Source organism: Arthrobacter sp. GW460-12-1-14-TSB2 (genome assembly GCF_059423525.1).
In genome coordinates this window covers 20,552-45,998 of the sequence record NZ_JBWKYC010000011.1, presented here as the reverse complement: position 1 = coordinate 45,998, position 25,447 = coordinate 20,552, and the positions used below count along the sequence as shown (strand labels likewise).

The 25,447-nt window shown below is 65.5% G+C and carries 26 protein-coding genes; 12 read left to right on the top strand and 14 right to left on the bottom strand.

What is annotated here, in order from left to right; all coding sequences use genetic code 11:
• Nucleotides 1-56: 56 nt before the first annotated feature.
• The 4 genes from mmsB to AC07YR_RS14010 form a co-directional block, all read right to left on the bottom strand.
• A complete protein-coding gene (gene mmsB, locus AC07YR_RS14025) occupies nt 57-1,373 on the bottom strand; it encodes a multiple monosaccharide ABC transporter permease (RefSeq protein ID WP_055807299.1) in 1,317 nt (438 codons plus the stop codon).
• A gap of 5 nt (nt 1,374-1,378) precedes the next feature.
• Nucleotides 1,379-2,908: a multiple monosaccharide ABC transporter ATP-binding protein gene (gene mmsA, locus AC07YR_RS14020; protein ID WP_494734335.1), complete on the bottom strand. Its 1,530-nt coding sequence runs from the start codon at nt 2,906-2,908 to the stop codon at nt 1,379-1,381.
• 107 nt (nt 2,909-3,015) lie between these two features.
• Nucleotides 3,016-4,140, bottom strand: a complete 1,125-nt coding sequence (gene chvE, locus AC07YR_RS14015; protein WP_200939444.1) for a multiple monosaccharide ABC transporter substrate-binding protein — start codon at nt 4,138-4,140, stop codon at nt 3,016-3,018.
• Between the two features lie 315 nt (nt 4,141-4,455).
• On the bottom strand, nt 4,456-5,559 hold the full coding sequence (locus tag AC07YR_RS14010) for a DNA alkylation repair protein (protein ID WP_494734334.1): 1,104 nt from the start codon (nt 5,557-5,559) through the stop codon (nt 4,456-4,458).
• Between the two features lie 155 nt (nt 5,560-5,714).
• Between AC07YR_RS14010 and AC07YR_RS14005 the strand changes: the two genes are divergently transcribed.
• Together AC07YR_RS14005 and AC07YR_RS14000 are read left to right on the top strand one after the other, a co-directional pair.
• Nucleotides 5,715-6,497, top strand: a complete 783-nt coding sequence (locus AC07YR_RS14005) for a phosphatase PAP2 family protein (protein ID WP_436058613.1) — start codon at nt 5,715-5,717, stop codon at nt 6,495-6,497.
• A 6-nt stretch (nt 6,498-6,503) separates the two neighbouring features.
• Nucleotides 6,504-6,809 carry an MmcQ/YjbR family DNA-binding protein gene (locus tag AC07YR_RS14000; protein WP_436058612.1) on the top strand — a complete coding sequence of 102 codons (306 nt, stop codon included), beginning with the start codon at nt 6,504-6,506 and terminating at the stop codon, nt 6,807-6,809.
• 42 nt (nt 6,810-6,851) lie between these two features.
• Here AC07YR_RS14000 and AC07YR_RS13995 read toward each other — a convergent pair whose 3' ends face one another.
• Nucleotides 6,852-7,148, bottom strand: coding sequence for a MerR family transcriptional regulator (locus tag AC07YR_RS13995; protein ID WP_055807284.1), 297 nt, complete (start codon nt 7,146-7,148; stop codon nt 6,852-6,854).
• A 140-nt stretch (nt 7,149-7,288) separates the two neighbouring features.
• On the opposite strand from AC07YR_RS13995, the gene AC07YR_RS13990 reads away from it, so the two are divergent.
• The 4 genes from AC07YR_RS13990 (at nt 7,289) to AC07YR_RS13975 (ending at nt 10,166) form a co-directional block, all read left to right on the top strand.
• Nucleotides 7,289-7,714, top strand: coding sequence for an Hsp20/alpha crystallin family protein (locus AC07YR_RS13990; RefSeq protein ID WP_055807675.1), 426 nt, complete (start codon nt 7,289-7,291; stop codon nt 7,712-7,714).
• Nucleotides 7,715-7,819: 105 nt separating this feature from the next.
• Nucleotides 7,820-8,218: a J domain-containing protein gene (locus AC07YR_RS13985; RefSeq protein WP_436058611.1), complete on the top strand. Its 399-nt coding sequence runs from the start codon at nt 7,820-7,822 to the stop codon at nt 8,216-8,218.
• A gap of 18 nt (nt 8,219-8,236) precedes the next feature.
• Nucleotides 8,237-8,626 (top strand): hypothetical protein, encoded by a 390-nt coding sequence (locus tag AC07YR_RS13980; protein ID WP_436058610.1) that lies wholly within the window; start codon nt 8,237-8,239, stop codon nt 8,624-8,626.
• A 40-nt stretch (nt 8,627-8,666) separates the two neighbouring features.
• Complete coding sequence (locus AC07YR_RS13975) at nt 8,667-10,166, top strand: GH1 family beta-glucosidase (RefSeq protein WP_494734333.1); 1,500 nt, start codon at nt 8,667-8,669, stop codon at nt 10,164-10,166.
• Between the two features lie 44 nt (nt 10,167-10,210).
• Here the strand turns inward: AC07YR_RS13975 and AC07YR_RS13970 are convergent, their stop codons facing one another.
• The 3 genes from AC07YR_RS13970 to AC07YR_RS13960 all read right to left on the bottom strand — a co-directional run bounded on the left by AC07YR_RS13970 (nt 10,211) and on the right by AC07YR_RS13960 (nt 13,006).
• Nucleotides 10,211-11,269 carry an App1 family protein phosphatidate phosphatase gene (locus AC07YR_RS13970; protein WP_436058608.1) on the bottom strand — a complete coding sequence of 353 codons (1,059 nt, stop codon included), beginning with the start codon at nt 11,267-11,269 and terminating at the stop codon, nt 10,211-10,213.
• 89 nt (nt 11,270-11,358) lie between these two features.
• Complete coding sequence (locus AC07YR_RS13965) at nt 11,359-12,090, bottom strand: DUF72 domain-containing protein (protein ID WP_436058607.1); 732 nt, start codon at nt 12,088-12,090, stop codon at nt 11,359-11,361.
• A 34-nt stretch (nt 12,091-12,124) separates the two neighbouring features.
• Complete coding sequence (locus tag AC07YR_RS13960; protein WP_494734332.1) at nt 12,125-13,006, bottom strand: aldo/keto reductase; 882 nt, start codon at nt 13,004-13,006, stop codon at nt 12,125-12,127.
• A gap of 47 nt (nt 13,007-13,053) precedes the next feature.
• Between AC07YR_RS13960 and AC07YR_RS13955 the strand changes: the two genes are divergently transcribed.
• The 5 genes from AC07YR_RS13955 to AC07YR_RS13935 all read left to right on the top strand — a co-directional run bounded on the left by AC07YR_RS13955 (nt 13,054) and on the right by AC07YR_RS13935 (nt 17,475).
• Nucleotides 13,054-14,847: a glycoside hydrolase family 15 protein gene (locus AC07YR_RS13955; RefSeq protein WP_494734331.1), complete on the top strand. Its 1,794-nt coding sequence runs from the start codon at nt 13,054-13,056 to the stop codon at nt 14,845-14,847.
• A 106-nt stretch (nt 14,848-14,953) separates the two neighbouring features.
• Nucleotides 14,954-15,826, top strand: a complete 873-nt coding sequence (locus AC07YR_RS13950) for a fumarylacetoacetate hydrolase family protein (protein ID WP_494734330.1) — start codon at nt 14,954-14,956, stop codon at nt 15,824-15,826.
• 84 nt (nt 15,827-15,910) lie between these two features.
• A complete protein-coding gene (locus AC07YR_RS13945; RefSeq protein WP_494734329.1) occupies nt 15,911-16,288 on the top strand; it encodes a VOC family protein in 378 nt (125 codons plus the stop codon).
• A 115-nt stretch (nt 16,289-16,403) separates the two neighbouring features.
• A complete protein-coding gene (locus AC07YR_RS13940; RefSeq protein WP_055807253.1) occupies nt 16,404-16,715 on the top strand; it encodes a DUF1508 domain-containing protein in 312 nt (103 codons plus the stop codon).
• A 61-nt stretch (nt 16,716-16,776) separates the two neighbouring features.
• Nucleotides 16,777-17,475 carry an HAD family hydrolase gene (locus AC07YR_RS13935; protein WP_494734328.1) on the top strand — a complete coding sequence of 233 codons (699 nt, stop codon included), beginning with the start codon at nt 16,777-16,779 and terminating at the stop codon, nt 17,473-17,475.
• Nucleotides 17,476-17,499: 24 nt separating this feature from the next.
• Here AC07YR_RS13935 and AC07YR_RS13930 read toward each other — a convergent pair whose 3' ends face one another.
• The 6 genes from AC07YR_RS13930 to AC07YR_RS13905 form a co-directional block, all read right to left on the bottom strand.
• On the bottom strand, nt 17,500-17,718 hold the full coding sequence (locus tag AC07YR_RS13930; protein WP_055807248.1) for a hypothetical protein: 219 nt from the start codon (nt 17,716-17,718) through the stop codon (nt 17,500-17,502).
• A 138-nt stretch (nt 17,719-17,856) separates the two neighbouring features.
• Nucleotides 17,857-19,020: a serine hydrolase domain-containing protein gene (locus tag AC07YR_RS13925; protein WP_494734327.1), complete on the bottom strand. Its 1,164-nt coding sequence runs from the start codon at nt 19,018-19,020 to the stop codon at nt 17,857-17,859.
• Between the two features lie 155 nt (nt 19,021-19,175).
• Nucleotides 19,176-19,988 carry a bifunctional allantoicase/(S)-ureidoglycine aminohydrolase gene (locus AC07YR_RS13920; RefSeq protein WP_043431026.1) on the bottom strand — a complete coding sequence of 271 codons (813 nt, stop codon included), beginning with the start codon at nt 19,986-19,988 and terminating at the stop codon, nt 19,176-19,178.
• Between the two features lie 10 nt (nt 19,989-19,998).
• Nucleotides 19,999-21,273, bottom strand: coding sequence for a DUF6986 family protein (locus AC07YR_RS13915; RefSeq protein WP_436058600.1), 1,275 nt, complete (start codon nt 21,271-21,273; stop codon nt 19,999-20,001).
• 3 nt (nt 21,274-21,276) lie between these two features.
• The gene (aceB, locus tag AC07YR_RS13910) at nt 21,277-22,875 is read right to left on the bottom strand and encodes a malate synthase A (RefSeq protein WP_436058599.1); all 1,599 of its coding nucleotides are present in this window, start codon (nt 22,873-22,875) and stop codon (nt 21,277-21,279) included.
• A gap of 26 nt (nt 22,876-22,901) precedes the next feature.
• A complete protein-coding gene (locus AC07YR_RS13905; RefSeq protein ID WP_436058598.1) occupies nt 22,902-24,341 on the bottom strand; it encodes an NAD-dependent malic enzyme in 1,440 nt (479 codons plus the stop codon).
• Nucleotides 24,342-24,562: 221 nt separating this feature from the next.
• Between AC07YR_RS13905 and AC07YR_RS13900 the strand changes: the two genes are divergently transcribed.
• Nucleotides 24,563-25,318, top strand: a complete 756-nt coding sequence (locus AC07YR_RS13900; protein ID WP_011693256.1) for an IclR family transcriptional regulator — start codon at nt 24,563-24,565, stop codon at nt 25,316-25,318.
• Nucleotides 25,319-25,447 lie beyond the last annotated feature (129 nt).

Here is a 25,447-nt window from a genome sequence, read left to right as displayed (position 1 = left end):
CCCCCCCCCCCCCCCCCCCCCCCCCCCCCCCCCCCCCCCCCCCCGGGGGGACTCTGTCAGGAGTTCCGCACGGTGCTTTCCTGCCGGGAGCTGGCGGGGACGGCGACCGGGCGGTCCGCTGCGGTCTCCGCGCTTTCTGCAGCAGCCGGAGGCGTGGTCTTCAGCTTGAACCGCGTGCGGAGGGCGCTTCCTCCGCCGCGACCGCTCCGGTTCTTGTTGAAGATGTCGAAGCCGACGGCGAGGAGGAGGACCAGGCCCTTGATGAGCTGCTGGTAGTCGGTGCCGAGGCCCAGGATGGACATGCCGTTGTTAAGCACGCCCATGATCAGCCCGCCGATCATGGCTCCGGCCACGGTGCCGATGCCGCCCTGCACCGCGGCGCCGCCGATGAAGGCCGCCGCGATGGAGTCAAGCTCGAACCCGGTGCCGCCTGCGGGCTGGGCCGAGTTAAGGCGGGCCGTGAAGACGAGGCCTGCAAGGGCCGCCAGGACGCCCATGTTGACGAAGAGCCGGAAGGTGACGGCCTTGGTCTTGATGCCGGAGAGTTCCGCTGCATGGAGGTTCCCGCCGATGGCGTAGGTGTGCCGGCCGAAGATGCTGTTGTTCATCAGGGCGGAGTAGATGATCACCAGGGCCGCGAGCACGATGAGGACGATCGGGGTTCCGCGGTAGCTCGCCAGCAGGAAGGTGATGATCAGCATCAGCAGGGCGATGAACGCAGTCTTTACGGCGAACCAGGCCATTGGTTCGTTCTCCAGGTTGAACTTCCGGCGGACGCGACGCTCCTTGATGGCCTGGAAGAGGATGGCCGCGGTGCCTCCGACGCCGAGGATGACGGTGAGCCATTCGAGTACGGACGTGCCCCCGCTGATGTCCGGGAGGAAGCCGCCGCCGAGTGCGCGGAGTTCGTCCGGGAACGGGGTGATCTGCTGGTTTTTGAGGGTGATCAGCGTCAGGCCGCGGAAGATCAGCATGCCTGCCAGAGTGACGATGAAGGCCGGAATGCCGACGTAAGCGATCCAGTATCCCTGCCACGCGCCGACGAGTGCGCCGACCAGCAGGCAGGCGGGGATTGCGATCCACCATGCCCAGCCCCAGTGGACGATCATCACGCCCGATACGGCACCGATGAAGCCCGCAATGGAGCCGACGGACAGGTCGATGTGGCCGGCGATGATGACCATCACCATGCCGATGGCCAGGATCAGGATGTAGCTGTTCTGGACCACGAGGTTGGTGACGTTCTGGGGCTGCAGCAGGATGCCGTCGGTGAGGACCTGGAAGAGCAGGACGATCAGGATCAGGGCGACGAAGATGCCGACCTGGCGGAGGCGGCTTGCGAGGAAGCCGAGGGATTCTCGGAGGGCGGACATGGTCGCTATTCCTTCTCTTTGGTCATAAGGTGCATGAGGGTCTCCTGTGAAGCGTCGGCGATGGGCACTTCGCCGGTGATGTGGCCTGCTGACAGCGTGTAGATCCTGTCGCAGATGCCCAGCAGTTCGGGGAGTTCGGAGGAGATCACGATGACCGCCTTACCCTCTGCCGCGAGCTTGGTGATGATCGTGTAGATCTCGAATTTGGCCCCGACGTCGATGCCGCGGGTGGGTTCGTCCAGGATCAGCACGTCGGGGTCGGAGAACATCCACTTACTCAGCACGACCTTCTGCTGGTTGCCGCCGGACAGCTTGCCGGTGATGGCAGCCACTGACGGTGCCTTGATGTTCATGCTTTGCCGGTAGCTGTTGGCGACGATGGTTTCCTGGTTCTTGTCCACCCAGCCGCCCTTGGCCAGTTTCCGCAGGGCCGCCATGGAGATGTTCCGCTTGATGTCTTCAATGAGGTTCAGGCCGTAGTGCTTGCGATCCTCGGTGGCGTAGGCGATGCCGTGCTTAATGGCATCCGACACTGTGGAAGTGTTGATCTCCCGGCCGTGCTTGTAGACCTTCCCGGACACGGCAGTGCCGTACGTCCGGCCGAAGACGCTCATGGCCAGTTCCGTCCTGCCGGCGCCCATGAGGCCGGCCAGTCCCACCACCTCGCCCTTTCGGACGTTGAGGCTCGCGTTGGTCACCACCATCCGGGTGTGGTCCTGCGGGTGCCGCACCGACCAGTCTTCGATCCGGAGGACTTCCTCGCCGATTTTCGGGTCGCGGTCCGGATAGAGGCTGTCCAGGTCCCGGCCCACCATGCCGCGGATAATCCGTTCCTGCGTAATTTGGCCCTCATCCAGCCGCAGGGTTTCGATGGTCTTGCCGTCGCGGATGATGGTGACCGCATCCGCTACCTTGCGGATCTCATTGAGTTTGTGGCTGATGATGATGCTGGTGACGCCCTGGCCCTTCAGGTGCAGGATGAGGTCCAGCAGGTGGCCGGAGTCCTCGTCGTTCAGCGCGGCCGTTGGCTCGTCCAGGATGAGGAGTTTGACCTCTTTGGAGAGTGCCTTGGCGATTTCGACGAGTTGCTGCTTCCCGACGCTGATGTGCTGGACGGGCGTGACGGGGTTTTCGCTGAGTCCCACCCTGGCCAGCAGCTTGGTAGCCTCCAGGTTTGTCTTGCGCCAGTCCACCCACCCGTTCTTCGTCAGCTCATTGCCGAGGAAGATGTTTTCAGCAATCGAAAGATAGGGGCTTAGCGCCAGCTCCTGGTGGATGATGACGATGCCGCGCTTCTCGCTGTCGCTGATGCTGTTGAACGTGCACGGTTCGTTTTCGAAGAGGATGTCTCCGTCGAAGGAGCTGTGCGGGTAGACCCCGGAGAGCACCTTCATGAGCGTGGATTTTCCCGCGCCGTTTTCACCGCAGATGGCGTGCACCTCGCCACGCTTCACATCCAGCGTGACGTTCTGGAGGGCCTTGACGCCCGGGAAGGTCTTGGTTATTCCTCGCATTTGAAGAATGGGTGTGTTCATCGTCAATTCCCACTGACTGGTCGGTTCTGGGCCGTCCTGCGGCTGCAGGGGCCTGCCGGACGGGTTGTGGCCGGGCCGGCGACGACCCGGCCACAACCCCGCCACGGCTACTTGACGTCGGCGTCGGTGTAGTAGCCCGAGTCGATGAGTTCCTTCTTGTAGTTGTCCTTGGTGATGATCACGGACTCCAGCAGGTAGGACGGGACAACCTTGACCTTGTTGTTGTAGGTCTTCGTGTCGTTGACCTCCGGCTCCTTGCCCTTCAGCACGGCGTCGACCATCTTGACGGCCTGGGCGCCCAGCTGGCGGGTGTCCTTGAAGATGGTGGAGTACTGCTCGCCGGCGACGATGGACTTCACTGAGCCCTTCTCGGCATCCTGGCCGGTGACGACGGGCAGGCTTCCCTTGGAGTAGCCGCCGGTGCTGGTCAGCGCCGAGATGATGCCGATGGACAGTCCGTCATAGGGGGACAGCACGCCGTCCAGCTTGGTGCCGGAGCTGTAGGCGGCGGTGAGGATGTCCTCCATGCGCTTCTGGGCAACGGGTGCCTGCCAACGGAGGATGGCTGCCTGTTCGAACTTGGTCTGACCACTCGGAACCTTCAGCGTGCCGGCATCCATGAAGGGCTTGAGGGTGTCCATGGCGCCGGTCCAGAAGAAGTTGGCGTTGTTGTCATCCGGGCTGCCCGCGAATAGCTCGATGTTGAAGGGCCCCTTGCCCTCCACCTTCTTGCCGCTGGCGTCGAGGAGGCCCAGGCCGGTGAGCAGCGAGGTGGCCTGCTGGACGCCCACCGTGTAGTTGTCGAACGTGGTGTAGAAATCCACATTGGGCGTCCCGTTGATGAGGCGGTCGTAGGCGATGACCTTGACGTTCTGCTCCTTCGCCTTGGCCAGGACGTCAGTGAGCGTGGTGCCGTCGATTGCGGCAATGATGAGGGACTTGGCGCCCTTGGTCAGCATGTTTTCGATCTGTGACACCTGTGTGGGGATGTCGTCATTGGCGAACTGCAGGTCCGTCTTGTATCCCAGGTCCTTCAAGGACTTCTCGACATTCCCGCCATCGGCGATCCAGCGCTCCGAGGTCTGCGTGGGCATTGAGATGCCCACGAGCGCCCCCGAATTATCCGCGCTGGCGGCCGGGGTAGCGGCGCCGCCCCGGCTGCCGCAGCCTGTGGCCCCCACCGTCACTGCGAGGACGACGGCGAACGCGCCCAGGAGTTTCTTGATTCTCACTATGTTCTCCTTCCGCGGACGGCTCGGTCCGCGAACTGGTGCTAAACCGGAAAGCATCTGCGCTTCACGGCGGTGGGGCCGGCCGGGAGGATCCGGTCGACTGATGAGGCGGACCGGAGCCCGCTCATCGGAAGTTGATCTCGCCGGAAGGAGCGCAGGGCTCCGGTGCCAGCAGGATGATGTTCGAAATCATAGACTGAGTTGTTAGCGCTAACAACTCGTTGAGCTTAGCTCTCAGTTGCCTGTGAGTCAAATCACATTTATAACGTCTGGCGCATCCCCGCGGTTGAGTTGCTGCTGCCGTCCCGCAGTCGGTCAGACCTCGACGAGGAACTGCGTATGGGCGTACCGGATGCCGTTGATCTGGAGCTCCAGGGCGTGGCTGCCAGGGTGGTGCACGCGGGTGGTCATCTGGCGGAAGGCGTGCCGCTTGGACATGGTCCGGGTTTCACCGGGGTTCAGGGTCAGGGCCGTCAGTTTGAAGACCTTTTCTGCCTGGGAGCCGTTCGCCTTCCTATAGTGCACGATGTAGTCCACCGCGAGCTTGGCCGGGGCGGCCCCCGTGTTGGAGATCTCGAATTCGAAGGCGAGGTCCGCCGGCAGCGCCACGGTATCCCGGTCCAGCCTGGGCGGGGACACCGAGAGCGACGCCGGAGCGAACCCCTGGAGGGCCAGGGCGCCAGGGTGGGCCTTCTTGATCAGGGTGCGCAGCCCGTGGCGGACCACCCACGGCGTATTGGCATCCGGGGCTGCTGTCCACGCCGCAGCCGCAGCCACGACTGCCTCGGGAGAGTGGCGTGCCAGGTCATTGAGGTGGTTTGCCACCGAACGGCGAACGTATTCGTGCGGATCCCGGTAGAGGGCGTCGAGGATGGGGATCGTGGCCTCAGGGCGCTGGATCAGGCCCGGAACCCGGACTGCCCAGGGGAGGTACGGGCGGGTCCCTTCGCTGGCGAGGCGGCGCACATGCGCGTCGGGGTGGGCGGTCCAGGTCATCACGACGGCGAGTGCACGGTCCAGGTCGGCGGCCAGCAGCCGCCGGATGGCGAATTCCCCGGTCAGCCGCGGAGTCAGCTCGGCGAGAAGCTGGAGGCAGTCTTCAAAATCGGCGGATCCGGTCGATTCGAGGGCGAGTGCCACTGCTGTTTCCGTGACCGGCCATATGGTCCAGCCGGTGAAGTCGGGGTCGGTGAGGGCGCGGCGGAAGATGTGCGCCGCCGTCGAATAGTCCCCGGGACTTCCGGCAGCGGCCAGATCCGCGAGCAGTCCCCGGCTCACGTGGTCGGTCCGTTCGCGCAGGCTAAGGTCCGCCAGCGAGGCACCGGCAGCTTCGGCGTTGGACCAGGACACGGCGGGGGCGGCATGCGCGAGCACGCGCACCAGCCTGCCGACCGCGGCCTGGTCAATAAGTTCGTTCATGGCACCCATGCAGTCAGGCTACCGGTGCGGCCGTCGAGGCGGGTGCGCCGAGGATGCCGGCGGAACCGGATTCCCGGTACCGCGAGCCAAAATCGCGGAACCGGGATAATGTCAGCGGACACAAATCTATAAGACTGCATAGGTGGAAGCGGCACATGGCTGAAGATCGATCCCGGAAATCGCCTCACTGGTGGCGGGTTTTCCATGACAAATTCGTCGTCGAAGAACGGTATATGAGCGCTGCGTCCCGGAAGAACCTCTACCGCATCGCCGTGATCCTGATGATCCTGGGCACCGGACTCTTCCTGTTGACCTTGACGGACGTCCTGGGGCGGGACGGCCTGACCGGACTGGATGAACCCGCGCGGTCCTGGCTTGTCACCCAGCGCTCGGAGCCGATCACGGCCCTGATGATCTTCCTCGCGATTGTCTTCGGGCCTGTTGCCCTGCCGATCATCGTGCTGGTTGTCACCGTGGTGTGGGGCATCGCCGCCAAGCACGCCTGGCGGCCACTGCTTCTGGCAGGCGCCATGCTCACCGGAGTTGCGCTCGCACAAATCATCGGCCGGTCGGTCGGCCGCCAGCGCCCGCCCCTGGACCTCATGCTCTTCGGCCCAGACGTCACGTTCTCCTTCCCCTCGGGGCATGTGCTCGGTGCCTGCGATTTCCTGCTGGTCACCACGTTCCTGATCTTCTCGCGCCGCCAAAGCACGTGGCCGGCAGTGGCCGGCTTCGCCGCGGCCCTCTTCGGGATTTTCCTTGCCTCAATCAGCCGGCTCTACCTCGGCTACCACTGGGTCAGCGATGCACTCGCCTCCCTGTTCATCTCCTTCGTGGTCCTGGGCGCCGTCATTGCCTTGGACACCTGGCGAACGGCCCGTATCCCGGGAGAACATATCACCGGTGAACTGTCCAAGGCCGATACGGTCGAAAACTAGCCGCGGGTGGCAGACGAAGAGGACGTCCGCCGCCTCTGCCTGTCACTGCCGGGCGTCACGGAACGGCCCAGTTGGAACCAGCCCGCGTGGTTCGCACGGACCCTGATGGCCAGGATCTGGGAGGACGGCGTCCTCACCGTCAAGACCCGTGAACGGGAAGCGCTCGCCGGAACAAACCCGGAAACGTACTTCTGGACTCCGCACCATGAGCGGTCACCGCAGCTGGTCCTGGTCCGGCTGTCCCTGATCGACGGGCAGGAACTGGCGGAGCTCCTCGAGGAGTCCTATCTGATTGCCGGTGGCCGGCCCTGATCCTCTCTGCCATTCGGGTCAGCCCGGGGTCGGCACTATTGGTCAGTCGCGCAAGCGTGCGCGGGCTCTTTTCAGTTCGACCCTGAGCCTGGCGTTGTCCGCCTCGAGTTGCAGCACCTTGGCCACGCCGGCCAGGTTGAGCCCCTCATCCAGCAGTTCGCCGATGCGTTTGAGTACGGCGAGGTCGGCATCGCTGTACTGCCGCGTCCCGCCGGAGGTGCGGTCCGGGGTGAGCAAGCCTTTCCGCTCGTATAGCCTGATGTTCTGCTGGCCGGTTCCCACCAGGTGGGCCACCACGGAGATCGCGTACAGGCCTGTCTCCGCACTGCGCTCTGCCATGATCCTCCCAAAGATTTTCGGGCCAATGCCCTTGCCACAGTTTCTCACCAGTGCTATAAAAAATCTATACCAGCCACGATAGATATTGGCGGGTACCGAGAAAGAACTGGAACAACCACAAGCTGAAGGAGTGGGACATGATGTTGATGCGTACGGACCCGTTCCGTGAACTGGACAGGCTCACCCAGCAGGTGTTTGGAACCGCGGCGCGGCCCGCGGCCATGCCGATGGATGCCTGGCAGGAAGACGGGGAGTTCGTCGTCGCGTTCGATCTGCCAGGAGTCGACGTCGACTCTGTGGACCTCAATGTTGAGCGGAACGTACTGACTGTTCGGGCTGAACGGCGCGATCAAACCCAGCCCAACGTGGAATTGGTCGTTTCGGAGCGACCCCGCGGCGTCTTCAGCCGCCAGCTGATCCTCGGTGACACCCTGGACACGGAGAACGTCAAGGCCAGCTACGACGCCGGTGTGCTGACCCTCCGCATCCCTGTTGCCGAGCAGGCGAAGCCGCGCAAGATCGCGATCGAAACCAAGCACGACACGATGCACGAGATCAGCACCTAGTCGTCAATCAAGCGCCCCGGGGCGGCAGCCGGTCGGTACCGGCCGCCGCCCCGGCACGCAGCCGCCGCAGCCGCCCCGCGACGAGGCAGGCAGTGTGAAAACGCGATGACCAACCAGTTGCCTGACTACTACGGCGTACTGAACGTGGCCAGGACGGCCACGCGTCAGGAGATTTCGCGTGCGTATCGGGCCCTGATGCGGCTCCATCATCCCGACCTCCGGGACCGGTCCGGCAACCCGGATTGGTCCAGTGAAGGTGCCGGCGGCTCGGACGGCATAGCCAACAGCGGGCTGCTGGGCATCATGGAAGCCTTCGCGGTGCTCAGTGATGCGAAAACGCGCGCTGAATATGACCGCGCACTGTCCGTTACGCACATCAACCGCGATTTCAACCGCGGCGGGCCTCGCGAGGTGCCGGTCCGCCGGGTACACACTCCGCAGCCCCCGCTGCTGCGGGTCACACCAGTGCTTTGGGAGCGCGGCCCCTGGCCGGGCACCGGATAAGTAGAAGAGGAGCAGTCCATGAGCGCCTGGCGCCGTTTTGATTCCCATCTGATTCCGGCGTTCCACGAACGCTTCGAGCAAAGGTGGGGCGTGGGCACAGCCCCGTTCCTGGACCCCGAGGCCCACGAGGAGCCGCTCCCGCGGGCCCAGTGGATCCATCCTGAGACGGGTGCGGCACTGGCCGTGGTTCCCATCTGGACCCCGGATGACAGCCAGCACCGGTCCTTTGGGGTCTTCTATCTTCCGCCGGGCGGTGACATCTGGGTGCTTCGCCCGGGCTTCACGGGCTACCTTGAACCTGCCGCGGACGACTCCGAGCACCTGATCACGCTCCGCAACGATGCCTTCAAGAAGGCACTGGCACACGCCAAGGAATTCCTCTTCGGCTCCGACGCCACGGTGCACTAAAATCAGTCCACTATCGGAAACCACATAAGGGATCAAGCAGATGAACTATTCCGCCAAGGACCTGGCTGCCAGGATCCCCCCATCATTCACTCTGGGCGTCGCCACAGCGGCCTTCCAGATTGAGGGCGCCCTCGACGAGGACGGCCGCGGACCGTCCGGATGGGACGTGTTTGCGAAGAAGCCCGGCGCAATAGTGGACGACCACAGCCCCGTCACGGCCTGTGACCACTACCACCGGATGCCCGAAGACGTGGCGCTGATGAAGGACCTGGGTGTGGATTCCTACCGGTTCTCGCTGTCCTGGTCCCGTATCCAGCCCGGCGGAAGCGGCCCGGTCAACCCGAAGGGCCTGGATTTCTACGACCGCCTGCTGGACCAGTTGCTGGCCAGCGGCATCTCACCCATGGTCACCCTGTACCACTGGGACACGCCCCTGCCGCTCGACGAAGCCGGTGGCTGGCTGAACCGGGACACGGCATACCGGCTCGGCGAGTTTGCTTCCATCGCGGCAGCGGCCTTTGGTGACCGCGTGGCCCGCTGGGTTACCGTCAATGAGCCTGCCACCGTGACAACCAACGGCTACGCCCTGGGCCTCCACGCGCCCGGCGAAGCGCAGTTGCTCAACGCGCTGCCCACCGTGCACCACCAGCTCCTTGGCCACGGCCTGGCCATGCAGGCACTGCGTGCAGCCAACGTCCCTGGTGAGATCGGCATCACCAACGTCTACTCACCCATGATTCCGGCCTCGATCAACCCGCTGGACAAGCTGAGCTCAACGCTTATGGACGTTTTCCAGAACAGGCTGTTCGCCGATCCTGTCTTGCTCGGGAAGTACCCGGACGTCATCCGGGCCGCCACGTTCTTCAGTTCGTTCAGCCCCTCCGACGAAGACCTGCAACTAATCTCGCAGCCGCTGGATTTCTACGGGCTTAACTACTACATGCCTACGATGGTCGCGGCCGGGCCCGGCGACGGCGCAGTTCCTCCCGGGATGGCGGAGGCCATGGGGGATGACCTCAGCGGCAGCGCTCCCGGCGCGCCCTTCCACATCACCGAGTTTCCCGACGCCGAGACCACGGCATACGGGTGGCCGATCAGGCCCGACTACATGCCAGTGGCGCTTACCGAAATGGCCGAACGCTACCCCGACCTGCCGCCGGTCTTCATCACGGAAGGCGGAGCGAGCTTTGAGGACCTGGTGGTGCGGGACAAGGCCGGGGATCGGATCATCATTCCGGACGAGCGCCGCCTGCGCTATCTCGCCGAGCACATTTCCAGCGCGGTGGAGGCCACAAGCCCCGGAGGCCCCGCGGAATCCATTGATTTGCGCGGCTATTACGTCTGGTCCCTGCTCGACAACTTCGAGTGGTCCGCGGGCTATAAGCAGCCGTTCGGCCTTCTGCATGTCGACTTTGAGACGCTGAACAGGACGCCCAAAGCCTCTTACTACTGGCTCCAGGAGCTGCAGGAAGCCCGCAAGTACGGAGCAGCCACGGCAGTCAATTCGAGTGCGGCCGGTGAGCCGGAGCCGGTGGCATGACGCCTCACGCGTGGCCGGCCGCACGCCGGCCGCGCGTTCGCCAGCTAGACGATCTTGAGGTCGGCGAGGCCCTTGGTGATGCCTGCGCCGTCGGGGGAGTAGATCCACGGGACCTTTGAGCCCGTGTGGTCCCCGTTCTCCGAGTGACCGCCGGCCAGGACGGACTCGCCCACCGAGAGCTGGCGGATGGCGATGGCGGCCACACGCTCGCCGTGATCCCGGGCAAACCTGGAGTAGATCTGCTCGTCGTGCTGGCCGTTGTCGCCAATCAGCAGCCAGCGCATATCGGGGAATTCCTTGGCGAGCCGGTCCAGGTTGCCGTTCTTGTGCTCCTGGCCGCTGCGGAACCAGCGGTCCTGGGTCAGCCCCCAGTCCGTCAGCAGGAGGGGACCGGAAGGATACATGTTGCGGGTCAGGAACCGTGCCAGCGTGGGTGCGGCATTCCAGGGTCCGGTGGACAGGTAGATCACCGGCGCATCGGGGTGCTCCACCACCAGGCGGTCCATCAGCACCGGCATTCCGGGCGTGGCCATGCGTGCCCGCTCACTGAGCACGAAGGTGTTCCACAGGGCTAGGAACGGCCTGGGCAGCGCCGTGACCATCACGGTGTCGTCGATGTCTGACACGATGCCGAACTTGGTGTCAGGACCTATCACGATGATGTTGGCCTGCACCGCTTCGGTTCCGACGGCCCGCAGGGTCGCTGTGTGCCAGCCGGGGGAGAGTGCTACGTCCACCACGGTGTCCACGAGGCCGCCGCGGTCCGCCTTGACGCGGGTGGTCACACCCTCGATTTCGATGTCCACTTCGGTGAACTGCAGCGGCACGCTGGTGAACGCCCGCCAGCCGCGGATGTTCTGGTTGCCGTTTTTCGCGGCGTGTTCGGCGCGGCTTCCCGGCTTGGGCTTCGTGGTCAGCACCACCCTGCCGAGGACACGCACCCACGACGTGGAGCCATACCCTTGGTAGGCGACGGTCTGGGGAACGAAATTCCAGCGCCGGGCAAGCCTAATTCGGACGCTGTTGACTGTGTCCGAGACCCTGTGTGCCGCCCGGAGCGCGTGGGTTCCGGGCAACGATGATTCCTGCGGCGCCAATTCCATGCTTCCACTCTGCCACAATGGCGCCCGTCGGCACCGGCGTGCTGGTACTAAGGCGCCGCACCGTAACAAGCTGCACCGCAAATAAGAAGTCAGCCTTCCCCGAGCAGCCACCGCAAGGTGTCGGCATTCCGCACGGCGTTGCCGCCGCCGTCGTTATTGAAATAGACAAACACGTCCCTGCCCTGGCCTTTCCACTCCCGGATGCGGTCGGCCCACCATCGGAGGTCATCCTCCGAATACGAGCCGCCGTAGAGGTACTCGTGGTCCGGCCCGTGCAGGCGGACGTACACGAACGGCGCCGTGGCCCGCAGGATGCAGGGCAGGTTGGCGCCGCTCATGATGCAATAGGCGGCCCCGTGGCGCTCCAGCAGTGCATACACCTCGGGATGGTCCCAGCTGGGGTGGCGGAACTCCACTGCCACGCGCACCCACCACGGCAGGGCCGCCAGGAAGTAGTCAAGACGGGCGTCGTCGCGGCCAAGGCCCGGCGGGAGCTGGACCAGCAGCACCGCCCGCTTGTCACCGAGCTCATGCCAGCACTTGATGATCCGCTCCACCCAGGCGTCGGGACCGTAGAGCTTCTTGGCATGGGTGAGGCCGCGCGGGGCCTTGACGGACATCATGAAACCCTCCGGAAGGCGCCGGCGCCAGCTGGCGAAGGATGATTCCCGCGGCCAGCGGTAGAAGCTTGCGTTCAGTTCCACCGTGCTGAACCGCGCCACATAGTGGGCCAGCCGGTCGCGGGCCGGAAGGCCCGGCGGGTAGAGCACGTTCTCCCAGTGGTCATAGCTCCAGCCGGATGTGCCGATGTGGATCCCCATGATTTCGTTGGGTGTCAGTCAGTCCGCGCCGGGCTCAGACCTCGCCGGCCCAGTCCGGCGCATGCGGGGCGAACGCGTCTTCCCAACGCCGGCGCTCAAAGTCAGGCAGCGGTCCACGTCCGACGGCGGCGGCCGCGGCCTCAAGGTTGCGCACCTGGGAGGTCCCCACGATCGCCGTGCTCACGCCCGGGCTGAAGGCCGAAAACCGCAGCGCTGTGCCCTGCCAGTCATCCGTTTCCGGCTCGACGTCCATCCGGCGGAGCCTTTCCCAATACGTCTCGCCGTACACGCCCACGGGGCGCTCGGCATGGCGCCAGGGCGCGTTGGCGAGCGGCCGCTTGGCCACCACCCCCAGTCCCTGCCGGCCGGCGGCAGGCAGGACGTCACTCCGCGAGCGCTGGTCTGCGAGGTTCACGGAGGACTGCAGGGCGCCGAAGAGGCCGGCGTTTCCGGCCCAGGCGAGGGCGTCGTTCTCTCCGCTGTAGCCCGGCACCCGGACCTTTCCGGCCTCCACGCAGCGCAGCAGCGCCTCCACGGCATCGCCCTGCTGCAGGACAGCGAGCGGACAGGAATGCAGGAATACGACGTCGATCACGTCCGTTCCCAGTTTCCGCAGGGCCTCGTCGACGCCGCCGGTCACCGCTGCAGCGCTCCAGTCCTCAGCGCCGTCGACGTCGTAGCCCACCTTCGTGGACAGCACCACAGACTCGCGCCGGCCGGGCAGCCAGGAGCCGATCCGTTCCTCGGAGAGGCCGTAGCCCCGTGCAGTGTCGATGAACGTGACGCCCAGATCCGCTGCCCGGTCAAGGAGGCCGTGGGCTGCCCGCTCACTAACGTCGTCATAACCGATATGCCCGGCGCCGAATCCAAGCGCGGACACGGTCAGGGAAGAGTTTCCGAAGTTCCGTTGCAGCATGCCTTGGATAGTAGTCGGCCCGGACCGGTTGTGGCACTGTAAGGTCCATGGCACGCATAGAGGACTACGCCGTGGTGGGCGATCTGCATACGGCTGCCCTGATCAGCACCGAGGGCTCCATCGACTGGCTGTGCCTGCCGAGGTTTGATTCGCCGGCCTGCTTCAACGCGCTGCTGGACACGCCGAAGGCCGGGCGGTGGCTGTTGGCGCCTGCCGACGGCGGGGAGTGCACGCGCCGCCACTACCGCAAGGGAACCCTCATCCTGGAAACGGAGTGGGAAACTCCCGGCGGCAAGGTGAAGGTCATCGACTTCATGCCGCCGCGCGACAGCGTGGCGGACATTGTGCGGATCGTTGTCGGCGTCCGCGGTTCCGTGCGGATGCGAGGCGAGCTGGCGCTACGGTTCGACTACGGCCACATCGTGCCGTGGGTCCGGCACGACAACCACGGCATCCACGCCATCGCCGGCCCGGATGCGGCCTATCTGGTCACCGACGCCCCGCTGCGGGGCGAACGCATGCACACTGTCAGCGACTTCACGGTCCGCGCAGGCGAGCGGATTCCTTTCGTGCTGACCTGGACCCCGAGCCACCTGCCCCGGCCCCGGTCCATCGACCCGGAGGCATACCTGGACTCAACGGAGTTGTTCTGGCGCGAATGGTCCGCCAAATGCAAAATCACCGGACCGTACCGGGATGCCATCCAGCGCTCGCTGATCACCCTGAAGGCGCTGACCTACGCTCCGACCGGAGGCATCGTGGCGGCGGTGACCACGTCACTGCCCGAACAGCTGGGCGGCCCCCGCAACTGGGATTACCGGTACTGCTGGCTGCGGGATGCCACGCTGACGCTGCAGGCTCTGCTGGCCGCCGGCTACACCGAGGAAGCTGCGTCCTGGCGGGACTGGCTGCTGCGGGCGGTGGCCGGGGACCCGGCTGACCTGCAGATCATGTACGGCATCCACGGGGAGCGGCGGCTGCCGGAGATGGAGCTGCCGTGGCTGGCGGGGTATGAAAATTCAGCACCCGTCCGGATCGGCAACGGTGCCGCCGGCCAGCTCCAGCTGGACGTGTGGGGTGAGGTGCTGGACTGCCTGGCCCTGACCCGGCACTCCCTGCTGAAACACAGCGACGAAGCCTGGGACGTCCAGGTTGCCCTCATGGAACACCTCGAAGGTGCCTGGCAGCGCCCGGACAACGGCTTGTGGGAGATGCGCGGACCGCAGCGCCACTTCACACACTCCAAGGTGATGGCCTGGGTTGCGGCGGACCGGATGGTCAAGGGCGTGCGGGACTTCGGCCTGGTGGGGCCGGCGGACCGCTGGGAGGCCCTGCGCGACACGATCCACGCCGACGTCATGGCGAACGGCTTCGACGCGGAGCGCAATACCTTTGTCCAGTCCTACGGGCGCCCGGAGCTGGACGCGAGCCTACTGCTGATTCCGCGCGTCGGCTTCCTGCCGCCGGATGACCCCAGAGTGCTGGGCACCATTGAGGCCGTGCAGCGCGAACTCACCCACGACGGTTTCGTGCTCCGGTACCGCCCGGAAGAGGCGGACGACGGGCTGCCGGGCGACGAAGGCGTCTTCCTTGCCTGCTCCTTCTGGCTGGTGGAAGCACTCATCGGCGTGGGCCGGCGCCGCGAAGCCAAGGAGCTGTTCGAACGGCTCCTGGCACTGCGCAACGATGTGGGTCTCCTCAGCGAGGAGTGGGGCGTGGAGTCGGGCCGCCAGCTGGGGAACACGCCGCAGGCATTCAGTCACTTCGCGCTTGTCATGAGTGCCATGGAGCTGCATGAGGACAGCGTCCAGCGCAGTGACGCCCCCATGCGCGGGCACTAACCTCCGCCCCGGGCCGGTCACATTTGGTTCAGCTGGGGGCCGGTGCCTGCTGCGTGGTTCCATGGTCACGGAACCTATTGGAGCAGGCACAAAGGAGTGTGGACCGGTGAAATTTGCGCGTCTCGGAGATCCGGGCAGGGAACAGCCGGCCGTTCAGCCGGACGGCCCCGGGGCCAACGGAAAGTGGTTTTCCCTCGATGGCATTGCCGCCGACATTGACGGAGCGTTCCTTGAAGCCGCCGGTGTTGCCCGGGTCCGCGATGCCCTTGCAGCCGGGAGCCTGTCCGCAATCCCCGACGCCGGCACACTTCGCGTCGGCGCGCCGCTGGCCCGCCCGGGGGCCGTTGTGGGGATCGGCCTGAACTACGCCGGGCATGCCGCGGAGTCCGGGGCAGCCGTCCCGGAGGTTCCGGTGGTGTTCCTGAAGCCCAGCAACACCGTAGCGGGGCCGTTCGACGACGCCCCCATCCCGCCGCTGTCCCGCAAGTACGACTGGGAAGTCGAGCTGGCTGTTGTGATCGGACGCCGGGCATCCTACCTGGCATCCGCGGACGAGGCCGCGGACTGCGTCGCCGGTTATGTGCTGGCCAACGACCTGTCGGAGCGGGAGTACCAGCTTCCCGGCGCCGCCGGACAGTGGGTGAAGGGAAAATCGCTCCCCGCCTCCACGCCGCTCGGCCCCTGGTTTGTTCCGGCCGCTGACCTGGATCCGTCGGCCCTGCGGCTGCGGACCTGGGTGAACGGTGAACTGCGCCAGGACTCGTCCACGGCGGACCTCATCTTTGACGTTTCGGCGGTGGTGCACCACCTGAGCCAGTTCATGGTGCTGGAGCCGGGCGATGTCATCCTGACGGGCACGCCCGAGGGTGTGGCTCTTTCGGGGCGCTTCCCCTACCTCCAGGACGGCGATGTGCTGGAACTGGAAGTCGAGGGGCTGGGCCGCCAGCGCCAGGTTCTTCGCCGAACCGCTGCCTCCTGAAGAGCACGCCGGAACCCCTCGCCAAGGGGCCCGGCTTGTGGCACTCTGGGCCGTATCTAACGGATTCCAGGTGCAAGGAGTGCCATGTTCAAGCCAAAAGACGCCTTTTCCAGCTTCAGCGTTGATGATCTGGAGAAGGCCCGGCAGTTCTACGGCGAGACGCTGGGACTGGAAGTTTCCGAAAGCGCGATGGGAACCCTCCAGGTGCAGCTCCCGTCGGGTTCCCGGGTCATGATCTATCCGAAGGATAACCACGAGGCGGCGACATTCACCGTGCTGAACCTTGTCGCGGGGGACGTTGAACAGGCCGTGGACGAGTTGAACAGTCTGGGTGTCCAAACCAAAATCTACGATGACCCTGCAATGCCTACTGATGCCAAGGGGATCATGAAGGAGGGCGGCATGGCGATTGCGTGGTTCAAGGACCCGGCCGGCAATGTGCTTTCGGTGGTCAGTGCCTGAACCAGCCAGTGCCTGAACAAGTCAAGGCTTCAACAAGCCACCGGGACTTCCCTTACCCGCATAGGTAAGTATACTTACTAATACCTCAGGTTGGGGTTGAAGCGGAGGAACTGCAATGGCTGGATATTTCGAACTGGTTGATGCGCCCGACGGCGGATACCGCGTTAAGCTCATCGACGGAAACGGAACGCTGATGGCGATCTCAGTGACCTTCCCCACCAAGCGTGCCGCAGCGGCCGGTGTGGCCAAGGCCAGGGAAATCGCAGGCACCGGGCTGATCCGGGACCTCAGCGAAAGCCAGGACTCCGAGCCGCTGAAGCAGCCACCCGTGCGGCAGCATGTCAAGACACCGAAGAACATAGGCGTCCTGGGGTCCGGGCGGCCAACCGGAGCCACGGGTCTCAAGCGTGCCCGCACGCACTACTGAAACACGGCGAGCCATGTCCCTCAACGCGTGTGTCACCTAACTGCTATGTCACCTGACTGCTGTGTCACCTAACGGGCCGGGAGGCCGGAAGCGCGGCGTTCTCTTCGATGTCGACGGGACCCTGGTCGATTCCTGCTACCTGCACACCCTCGCATGGTGGCAGGCCTTCCGCGGGGCTGGGCTGGACGTCCCGATGGCGTCCATCCATCGTGCCGTGGGGATGGGCGGTGCGGAGCTGCTGGAGCACCTGCTGCCGGCAGATCGCGACAAGTCGGGAGACAAAGCGATCATGTCCTCCCACGGAGCGGTTTTCGCCACCTTCTGGCCCGCCCTCCGTCCGCTGGACGGGGCCCGGGACCTTCTGGCCCAGTGCTATGAAAGCGGCTTTGCGGTTGCTCTGGCGTCTTCCGCCCGGAAGCAGGACCTTGACGCGCTGCGGTCAGCGCTGCGGGCGGATTCCTATCTTCACGCCGCGACCAGTGCCAACGATGCCAAGGCGGGGAAGCCCGCTCCGGACATCCTGCAAGCGGCGCTGGATGCGGTGGGCCTGCAGGCGGGGGACGTGGTTTACGTGGGCGATGCCGTCTGGGACGTCTACGCCGCCGGCCGGCTTGGCATTCCCACCATCGGACTCACTTGCGGCGGAACCTCCGCCGCCGAGCTGCTGGAGGCCGGCGCCGTGGAAACATACGGGAATCCACGGGAGCTCCTGGCGAACCTGCGCGACAGCGCTATTGGCAGGCTCGCCAGAAGCTCCTAGTCCTGCTCTTGGTGCGGGGCGGGGTCAGGCGTCGGCGATGGCGCCCTTGTTCCAGGAGACTGCGATACTGACCGAACCGTCGTCGTCCCGTTCAACTTCGGTGATGACATCGGTGGGCCCTGCCCCCATTTCCATCAGCTTGGCGCGGTACGACGTGACCAGTTCTTCAAGGCTGGATTCCGTCCACTCGCCGGGACGCATGCGCGTTGAAATCTCCACCGGCTCTGGTTGATACAGCGTCATTTCGTTGCCTTTCCTCGATGCTCGGATTCTTCAACGCTATGGTCCGCGGCGGCCGCATGCAAGAGATTTACTCAGTGTGCTTAGCTTCGGCGGCGCGCTATGCCGGTACTAGAGGCTCCGGTCCCACCAGCGCGAGTCCTAACAGCTTGAGTTGAGGGCTTCCTCCACGACGTCGACGAGGTCATCCGCCAGGCCGTTGCCCTTTAGGCTGAAGGGCTGCGGCGGGGAAGCAAGGGAGACCGATGCCTGCCGGGTTCCGTCAGCGCTGGACATCGAAATCGTTCCGTAGCCGGCCGTGTCCGCGGCACGGCCGTAGTAGAAGTTGTTGGTGCAGGTATCGTTCCAGCGCTGGATCCCCATCCCGTACCGGGCGTAAGGCGGGGTCTGCATATCCGTGACCAAGGCCCGTGGAATCAGGCGGCCCTCGAGCAACGCGGCGTAAAACGTGTTCAGGTCGCCGACGGTGGACACCAGGCCCGCGGCAGGGTCGCCTGCGCGGACTGCGGGGTAGCTGACGTCCAGGCGCTCGCCGGAAGCGGTGACGTAGCCGTGGACCAGCGAGGGAGGGGCGGGGCCGCGTTCGGTCATCCGCGTGGTTGTGAGGCCTAGCGGCTCTGTCAGGTCGGACCGCAGGACGTCGCTGATCGGCAATCCTCGAAGCCGTTCCACGATCATGCCCAGCGCGACGTAGTTCGAACCCGAGTACTCATAACCCTGCGCCAGCTTCGGCTCCCACTTCTGGGTCGCGGCCAGGGCGAGGAGTTCCCGGTGGCTGCGGCCGGTGGCCAGCACCTCGCCCAGGCTGCCCTGCTGAAGGAGCGGGATGGGGTAGTCCGGCATCCCGGACTCGTGCTGCAGCAGCCGCCGGATCGTGACCGGCCCGGGCGGGTGCATGATGCTCTCGAAGTCCGGCAAATGCTGGCTGACAGGATCGTCAAGGCTGAGCCTGCCTTCAACCGCGAGTTTGAGTACGGACACGGCCACGAAGGACTCGGTCACCCTTCCGATAGGCACGGGATCGTCAATCTCCAGCGGTTCCCCGTCCTGCAGGCTCCTGACGCCGGAGGCCCGGGACCATTCCGCACCCCGAACTTTGGCCTGCATCAGGACGGCGGGGGCGCCGTCGTCGAGCATTTCGTTGCCAAACTCTTCCAGCGCTGCCGCCAGTCGTGCCAGGGACGATGGCTGCTCCGGCGGTTCCGGGGCCGCAGTGCAGCCGCCCAGTGCGGCGACCAGCACTGCGACGGTTGCCGCGGCCGCGGTCCGGAACGGCAGTGCGCGAATCCGTGCCACGGAACTCATGTTCCTCAGGGCATTCCGATGCGTCAATAGCTAACGGATGCCGCCGTCGGAACCCGATTAAAGTCCCGTTAACCCCCAACTGACTCGCAGTTAACGTTGCGAAATCGCGTTTTGGCGACGTTAACTGCCAGTCAGTTGGGGTGGGAAGGCCAGGCCTAGGTCAGGCGGATCTGGCGGTTCATGTCCTTGTACAGCAGGTAGCGGAACTCGCCCGGGCCGCCGGCGTAGCAGGCCTGCGGGCAGAAGGCGCGCAGCCACATGAAGTCGCCGGCCTCCACCTCAACCCAGTCGTTGTTGAGCAGGTACATGGCCTTGCCCTCGAGGACGTACAGGCCGTGCTCCATGACGTGGGTCTCCGGGAACGGGATGACCCCGCCCGGCTGGAACGTCACAATGTTCACCTGCATGTCGTGGGCCAGGTCGCTGGAATCCGTGAAGCGGGTGGTCTTCCAGGCGCCGTCGGTATCCGGCATGGCGGTGGGTTCCACCTCGGCGTCACTGGTGACGAAGGACTTTGCCTCGTAACCCTCAAGCCGCTCATAGGCCTTGCGGATCCATTGGAAGGAGACAATGTCATCCGAGACGTTCTCCAGGCCCCAGGTGGAGCCGGCGGCCAGGTAGGCATAGCCGCCTTCCTCAAGCTGGTGCAGTTCGCCGTCGAGGGTCAGGTTGACCTTTCCCTTGGTGACGAAGACAACGCCTTCGACGCCGGGCTCAAACTCGGCTTTGGGAGCGCCGCCGCCGGGGCCGATCTCCACGATGAGCTGCGAGAACGTGGTGGCAAACCCGGCAATCGGGCGGGCCAGAATCCAGGAGCGGGTGTTGGAGAAACCCGGCAGGGTGCTGGTCACAATGTCGGTCATGACGCCCTTGGGGATGACCGTGTACGCCTCCGTGACGATGGCCCGTTCCGTGGTGAGGTGGGTCTGCGGCGGCAGGCCGCCCTGGGGGTAGTAATACTTTCCCATCATAGGATCCTTACTTCGAAGTGGAGTGGGCCAGCCGCGGGTGCGCAAGGCCGGTCAACTGGGGGATTCCGACGCCGGCAAGCGCCTGGACGTCTTCGGCGCCGACGGCTCCGCACTGGACGCCGCGCAGCACGAACGCGGCCAGGGCGCGGGCGGTGGCGGGTTCGTCCATGACCCCGCCCTCGGTGCGGTCCACGTAGTTGCGCAGCCGGGCCGCCGCGGCGGGCAGGCCCTGGCGGTAGAACGCGTAGGTGGCCGCGAACCGGCTCGGCAGCTGGGCCGGGTGCAGGTCCCAGCCCTGGTAGTAGCCGCGCTCCAGGGAACGCCGCACCAGCCGGCCGTGCAGCTGCCACGCGTTTTCCACGTTGTCGCCCACGGGGATGATGTTGGTGGAGCCGTCCGACAGGCGGATGCCCGTTCCGGCCACCGCCAGCTGCATGACTTCCTTGGCGAAGTCCGCCACCGGGTGCTCCATGGACTGGTATTCCGCCGAGATCTGCAACGAGGCGGAGTAGTCGTAGGTGCCGTAGTGCAGGCCGCTGATCCGTCCCGGGACCGCGTGCGGCAACTGCGCCACCGGCGACGTTCCTTCCGCGCCGAGGATGAGCTGCGGCGTTTCCACCTGCACCTCGAACCGCAGCCGGCCGGCGGGCAGTGAGTGCGCTTCCTCCAGCCGGGAGACGGCGAATTCCATGGCCTTCACCTGCGCCACGGTGGTGACTTTGGGAAGGGTGAGGATCAGGCCCTGCGGCAGCTCGCCCGCCGCTGCCAGCCCGGAAACGAACAGGTCCAGGGTCCGGAGGCCGCGGGCACGGGTAGCCGCTTCGAAGCACTTGAAGCGGATGCCGATGAACGGGGGCGCTGAGCCGGCCGCGACTGCGGCGGCCACGGCGGAAGCCGACGCAACAGCGGCAGCGTCCTCGGCGTCGTCGCCCCTGTCACCGAAACCGTCTTCGAAGTCCAAGCGCAGGTCTTCAATCGGTTCGCTTTCCAGCTTGGCCTGGACGCGTGACGCCACGGCCTCGGCGAGTTCGGTGTCCTGGCCCAGCAAGTGGCCCAGACGCGCTAGGCCGCCGTGGGCTTCCGCCGCCGCCAGCGCCTCGGCGCCCCACTCAGCAGCGAACGACGGCGTGAAACGGTCCGCCGGTACATACACGGTATGCACGGGCTGGCGTGTGCCGTCGTCGCCCGGGTAGTTGCGCTCCAGCAGCCGGTCGGTGGGGGCCAGCTGTGCGTCGATCTGCGCCAGATCGTCCGCGCTGAGGGAGCCGGAGGGAACCGCCATGCCTCAGCCCACCAGTTCGTAGGCCGGGGTGGTGAGGAAATCGGTGTACTCCTCGGACAGGCAGATGTCCCCGATCAGTTCGCTGGCCGGCTTGTAGTACCTGGCGAAGGACTCCTCGCCCACTTCGCCGCGGAGCTTTTCGGTCTCCTCGGCCAGGATGGTGCTGACCAGTTCCCGCGTGACCGTGTTGCCGGTATCGGCCAGGACCACGCTGTTGCGGATCTGCTGCCAGACCTGCGAACGGGAGATCTCGGCCGTGGCGGCGTCTTCCATCAGGTTGTGGATGGCCACCGCGCCGTTGCCCGAGATCCACACGGCCGTGTACGCGACCGCGACGTAGAGGTTCAGGCGAAGCCCGGCCTCCGTGACCTTGCCGTCGGCCGAGGCGATGTCCAGGAGCTGGTCCGCGGTGACGCTGACCTCCGGGCGCTGCTTGTCCAGCTGGTTGGGCCGCTCGCCCAGGACGGAATCGAACACTTCCTGGCACACCGGGACCAGGTCCGGGTGGGCCACCCATGAGCCGTCGAAGCCATCGTTGGCCTCGCGCGTCTTGTCCGCACGCACCTTCTCGAACGCCTGGGCGGTGACCTCGGGTTCGCGGCGGTTGGGGATGACGGCCGCCATGCCGCCCATGGCAAACGCGCCGCGGTGGTGGCACGTCTTGACCAGCAGCTCGGTGTAGGCGCGCATGAACGGTGCCGTCATGGCCACGGTGGCGCGGTCCGGCAGCACAAACTCCGCCCCGGCGTCGCGGAAGTACTTGATGATGCTGAACAGGTAGTCCCAGCGGCCGGCGTTCAGCCCTGCTGCGTGGTCACGGAGTTCGTACAGGATCTCGTCCATCTCGAACGCTGCAGGGATGGTCTCGATCAGCACGGTGGCCTTGATGGTGCCCTGCGGGATGCCCAGGAAGTCCTGCGCGAAGACGAACACCTCGTTCCAGAGGCGCGCCTCCAGGTGGCTCTCCATCTTGGGCAGGTAGTAGTACGGGCCCTGGCCGTTGAGGAGGAGCTGCTTGGCGGTGTGGAAGAAGTGCAGGCCGAAGTCCACCAGCGCGCCCACGGTGTGTTCGCCGTCGAGCAGGAGGTGGCGCTCATCCATGTGCCAGCCGCGGGGGCGGGCCACCACGACGGCGAGCGGGGCATCGGTGCGGAGCCGGTATTCCTTGCCCTCGGGCGAGGTGTAGCTCAGGGTTCCGGCGGCGGCGTCGCGCAGGTTCAGGATGGCGTCGATGACGTTGGCCCAGGTGGGTGTGCTGGCGTCCTCGAGGTCAGCCAGCCACACCTTGGCACCGGAGTTAAGGGCATTGATGGCCATCTTGGCCGGCGAGGCAGGGCCGGTCATTTCCACGCGGCGGTCCTGCAGCGCGGCAGGCGCCGGAGCCACCTTCCAGTCACCCTCGCGGACATCCTTGGTTTCGGGCAGGAAATCAAGCTTTCCGGTCCGGGCCACCTGCTCGCGCTTGGCCACGCGGGCTTTGAGGAGTTCGGCGCGGGTGCCCGCAAACCGCTTGTGGAGCTCCTCGACGAAGGCCAGGGCCTTCGGGGTGAGGATTTCCTCTGCTCGTGCAATCGGCTGCGGGTCTGTGACTGAGAGAGCCATTGTCCGGGTCCTTTCTGGGCTGCGAATCAGGCGTTGGCGGGTTCTAGGGCTGCAGTGGCTGCGTTTGCTGCATTGGCCGCCCGTGCTGCGTGCGCTGCGTTGGCTACGGCCGCGGCAACGTCGGCGGCAACGTGCGGGTCAAAAACGCTGGGGATGATGTAGCTGGCATTGAGTTCGTCGTCAGCCACGCGGTTGGCGATGGCTTCGGCTGCGGCCACGAGCATGTCCGGCGTGATGTCCGAGGCGCCGGCATCGAGCAGCCCGCGGAAGAACCCCGGGAATGCCAGGACGTTGTTGATCTGGTTGGGGAAGTCGCTGCGCCCCGTAGCCACCACTGCCGCATGCTTCGACGCTACCACCGGGTCGATTTCCGGGGTGGGGTTAGCCATGGCGAATACGATCGCATCCTTGGCCATGGCGGCCACCTGCTCCTCGCCGATCACGTGCGGGGCGCTGACGCCGATGAAGACGTCCGCTCCGACGAGTGCCTCGTGCAGGGTGCCGGAGAAGCCTTCCTCGTTGGTGTTGGCCGCGATCCAGCTGCGGTGTTCGTCGCTGTATTCCGCGCCGGAGTGGATGGCGCCTGAGCGGCCGGCGGCGATGATGTGCTGCGCGCCCTGAGCCTTGAGGAGCTGGATGATGGCCGAGCCCGCGGCGCCGACTCCGGACACCACGATCCTGACGTCGGCGAGCTTCTTGCCCACTACGCGCAGCGCGTTGACTAGCGCCGCCAGGGTGACGATTGCCGTGCCGTGCTGGTCGTCGTGGAAGACCGGGATGTCCAGTTCCTCGCGGAGGCGGTTTTCGATCTCGAAGCAGCGGGGGGCAGCAATGTCCTCAAGGTTGATGCCGCCGTAGACGGGGGCCATGGCCTTGGCGATCATAATGATTTCCTCGGTGTCCTGGGTGTCCAGGCAGACCGGCCATGCGTCAACGTTGGCGAACTGCTTGAACAGGGCGGCCTTGCCTTCCATCACGGGCAGGGCCGCGGCCGGGCCAATGTTGCCCAGGCCAAGGACGGCTGAACCGTCGGTCAGGACGGCGATGGTGTTGCGCTTAACGGTCAGGTTGCGTGCCGCTGAGGGGTCCTCCGCGATGGCCAGGCAGACGCGGGCGACGCCGGGGGTGTAGGCGCGGGACAGGTCGTCGCGGTTGCGGAGGGCGACCTTCGGGACCACCTCGAGCTTGCCGCCGAGGTGCATCAGGAACGTGCGGTCGGAGACATGCTGGACCGTAACGCCGTCGAGCGCGTTCAGGGCGTCCTTGACGCGGGCGGCGTGTTCGTCGTCGGTGGTGTTGCAGGTGACGTCCACAACCAGGGTCTCGTGGTGGGACTCGGTGACGTCCAGGGCGGTGATGGCTGCGCCGGCAGCTCCGACGGCGGCGGCCAGTTCGCTGGTCGCGGTGAAGCTGGACGGCGCCTCAACGCGCAGGGTGATCGAATTTCCGGGGCTCGGGTTCGCCATTGAATGTTCCTCCTCGTCGGGCCCGGACGCTGAATGCCTCCGGGCGTACTGCTCAATCAGATGTTTTCGTATTATGGATATTATTATCTACTTTGTGGAAACACAAGCCCTGAAAGTGCATCGACGGAGGCGTGCGCGTGCTGTATCTTGGGTCTTCTAAGCAATTTTTTTCACGATGTGGATAAGAGTTGTCGGAACCGATACCGCAGGAGACCACGGTTATGGCTGAGAAAGCCCCGGGAGGCGTGCAGTCCGTTGAGCGCGTCTTCGAACTTTTGGAACTGATCACTGATGCCGGCGGAGACGTCACGCTCAGCGAGCTCTCGTCCTCCACAGACCTGCCGCTTCCCACGATCCACCGCCTGCTGCGCACGCTGGTCACGCTGGGCTACATCCGCCAGCTGCCCAACCGCCGCTATGCCCTCGGCCCGCGGCTCATCCGGCTCGGCGAAGGCGCCAACAAGCAGCTTGGTGCACTCGCCCGGCCGCAGCTCAAGTCCCTCGTGGACCGGCTGGGGGAGACCTCCAACATGGCGGTGCTGGACTCGGACATGGTCATTTACGTGGCCCAGGTCCCGTCCCTGCACTCCATGCGCATGTTCACCGAGGTGGGCCGTCGCGCCCACACCCACGCCACCGGCGTGGGCAAGGCGATCCTGGCCCAGCTCGACGACGAGACCGTGCGCGGGATCGTCCAGCGGAGCGGCATGCCCACGCCCACTCCCAAGAGCATCGGTGACATCGATTCCCTGCTCCTTGACCTGAAGCTGATCCGTGAACGCGGCTACTCCATCGATGAGGAGGAGCAGGAGATCGGCGTCCGCTGCTTTGCGATGGCGGTCCCGAATGCGCCGACGCCCACGGCCATTTCGGTGTCCGGGCCGGTGTCCCGCGTGGACCAGTCCTTCGCCGAACGCGCCGTCCCGCTCCTGCGCGAAGCAGCCCAGGCAATCTCGGACGAGCTCAACCAAAACTGACCTCCCGCCGTCGTACGTCCCGCCGTACCTCCGAGCGCGAACGGGCACTTAAGCCCCTACTCCGAGTGCGAACGGGCACTTAAGCTCCCTACTCCGAGCGCGAACGGGCACTTGCGGCCCGTCTTCCTG

Bases quoted from the DNA above. Each gene is read 5' to 3' on its own strand.
- aceB (WP_436058599.1), bottom strand. From the start codon at position 22,875: ATGGCTCTCTCAGTCACAGACCCGCAGCCGATTGCACGAGCAGAGGAA.
- mmsA (WP_494734335.1), bottom strand. From the start codon at position 2,908: ATGAACACACCCATTCTTCAAATGCGAGGAATAACCAAGACCTTCCCG.
- AC07YR_RS13980 (WP_436058610.1), top strand. From the start codon at position 8,237: ATGAGCGCCTGGCGCCGTTTTGATTCCCATCTGATTCCGGCGTTCCAC.
- AC07YR_RS13930 (WP_055807248.1), bottom strand. From the start codon at position 17,718: ATGACGCTGTATCAACCAGAGCCGGTGGAGATTTCAACGCGCATGCGT.
- AC07YR_RS13905 (WP_436058598.1), bottom strand. From the start codon at position 24,341: ATGGCGAACCCGAGCCCCGGAAATTCGATCACCCTGCGCGTTGAGGCG.
- AC07YR_RS13990 (WP_055807675.1), top strand. From the start codon at position 7,289: ATGTTGATGCGTACGGACCCGTTCCGTGAACTGGACAGGCTCACCCAG.
- AC07YR_RS13945 (WP_494734329.1), top strand. From the start codon at position 15,911: ATGTTCAAGCCAAAAGACGCCTTTTCCAGCTTCAGCGTTGATGATCTG.
- AC07YR_RS14005 (WP_436058613.1), top strand. From the start codon at position 5,715: ATGGCTGAAGATCGATCCCGGAAATCGCCTCACTGGTGGCGGGTTTTC.
- AC07YR_RS13995 (WP_055807284.1), bottom strand. From the start codon at position 7,148: ATGGCAGAGCGCAGTGCGGAGACAGGCCTGTACGCGATCTCCGTGGTG.
- AC07YR_RS13970 (WP_436058608.1), bottom strand. From the start codon at position 11,269: ATGGAATTGGCGCCGCAGGAATCATCGTTGCCCGGAACCCACGCGCTC.
- AC07YR_RS13965 (WP_436058607.1), bottom strand. From the start codon at position 12,090: ATGGGGATCCACATCGGCACATCCGGCTGGAGCTATGACCACTGGGAG.
- AC07YR_RS13985 (WP_436058611.1), top strand. From the start codon at position 7,820: ATGACCAACCAGTTGCCTGACTACTACGGCGTACTGAACGTGGCCAGG.
- AC07YR_RS13940 (WP_055807253.1), top strand. From the start codon at position 16,404: ATGGCTGGATATTTCGAACTGGTTGATGCGCCCGACGGCGGATACCGC.
- AC07YR_RS13925 (WP_494734327.1), bottom strand. From the start codon at position 19,020: ATGAGTTCCGTGGCACGGATTCGCGCACTGCCGTTCCGGACCGCGGCC.
- mmsB (WP_055807299.1), bottom strand. From the start codon at position 1,373: ATGTCCGCCCTCCGAGAATCCCTCGGCTTCCTCGCAAGCCGCCTCCGC.
- AC07YR_RS14010 (WP_494734334.1), bottom strand. From the start codon at position 5,559: ATGAACGAACTTATTGACCAGGCCGCGGTCGGCAGGCTGGTGCGCGTG.
- AC07YR_RS13960 (WP_494734332.1), bottom strand. From the start codon at position 13,006: ATGCTGCAACGGAACTTCGGAAACTCTTCCCTGACCGTGTCCGCGCTT.
- AC07YR_RS13920 (WP_043431026.1), bottom strand. From the start codon at position 19,988: ATGGGAAAGTATTACTACCCCCAGGGCGGCCTGCCGCCGCAGACCCAC.
- AC07YR_RS13900 (WP_011693256.1), top strand. From the start codon at position 24,563: ATGGCTGAGAAAGCCCCGGGAGGCGTGCAGTCCGTTGAGCGCGTCTTC.
- AC07YR_RS13955 (WP_494734331.1), top strand. From the start codon at position 13,054: ATGGCACGCATAGAGGACTACGCCGTGGTGGGCGATCTGCATACGGCT.
- AC07YR_RS13975 (WP_494734333.1), top strand. From the start codon at position 8,667: ATGAACTATTCCGCCAAGGACCTGGCTGCCAGGATCCCCCCATCATTC.
- AC07YR_RS13915 (WP_436058600.1), bottom strand. From the start codon at position 21,273: ATGGCGGTTCCCTCCGGCTCCCTCAGCGCGGACGATCTGGCGCAGATC.